Below are 949 nucleotides of genomic sequence, written 5' to 3'. Positions count from 1 at the left end.
GAATAGGATATACAATACTATTCCTTCAATTAGTCTATTAAAACTGAATTAAGTAAATATATGGTATTCTAAATAAAATAGTAATGCTAAAAATGAGGGGAGCCTAAATATGCTAGAAGAATTTATAGTAACTATGTCAGCTTTAGATAGACAAAGACGAGTGAGAGTGTATTTACCGAAAAGTTACGAGAACTCAACTAAACATTATCCAGTTTTATATATGCACGATGGGCAAAATTTGTTTCAAGATGAGGAATCTTTTTTTGGAACTAGTTGGAGAATAACGGACTGCCTTCAAGAAAGTTGTCTAGACATTATTATTGTAGGAATTGATTGCAATGGAGAAGGTACAAAACGTTTTGATGAGTATGGACCTTGGATAAGCAATAAAACCATAAATCGAGGATTATCATTAGATGAGACCATCGACTTAGGTGGGGAAGGCGAAAAATATATAGATTTCATAGTGAAGGAATTAAAGCCACATATTGATAACAAATATAGAACACTAACAGATGATACAGCAAGTGCGGGAAGCTCATCAGGGGGACTCATCTCAACTTATGCAATGGTAAAATACCCATCTATTTTTCGAAGGGTAGCCGCTCTTTCTTCTGCATACTGGTTAAATCAACTTGAAATTGAAAGATTCGCCAAAATAAGCAATTTATCAAATATAAAGTATTTTTACTTTGATGTAGGAACAAAGGAATCGACAGTTACGTTTGATTCCAAGGCTTATATTGAGTCAAATCTATCCTTTAAGACCGTAATAGAGGAAAAGGGTATAAATTATCAATTTAAAATTATTGAAGGCGCTCCTCATAATGAAATAGCCTGGAGAGAGAGATTTCCTAATATTCTTAGATACTTATATACTAGTTAAAGAGTTGTATCATTTCTCTTATAAAAAAACAGATATCAATATTAAATAAACCATATTCACTTA

The 949-nt window shown here is 32.0% G+C and carries 1 protein-coding gene; it reads left to right on the top strand.

The features are described 5' to 3' along the window. Nucleotides 1–109 precede the first annotated feature (109 nt). Nucleotides 110–886 carry an alpha/beta hydrolase gene (locus HMPREF2590_RS03835; protein WP_070861326.1) on the top strand — a complete coding sequence of 259 codons (777 nt, stop codon included), beginning with the start codon at nucleotides 110–112 and terminating at the stop codon, nucleotides 884–886. The last annotated feature ends 63 nt before the right edge of the window (nucleotides 887–949 follow it).

The sequence above is a fragment of the Bacillus sp. HMSC036E02 genome, from assembly GCF_001836235.1.
Classification (GTDB): domain Bacteria; phylum Bacillota; class Bacilli; order Bacillales; family Bacillaceae_G; genus Bacillus_A; species Bacillus_A cereus.
This window is presented reverse-complemented; position numbering and strand designations above follow the sequence as displayed.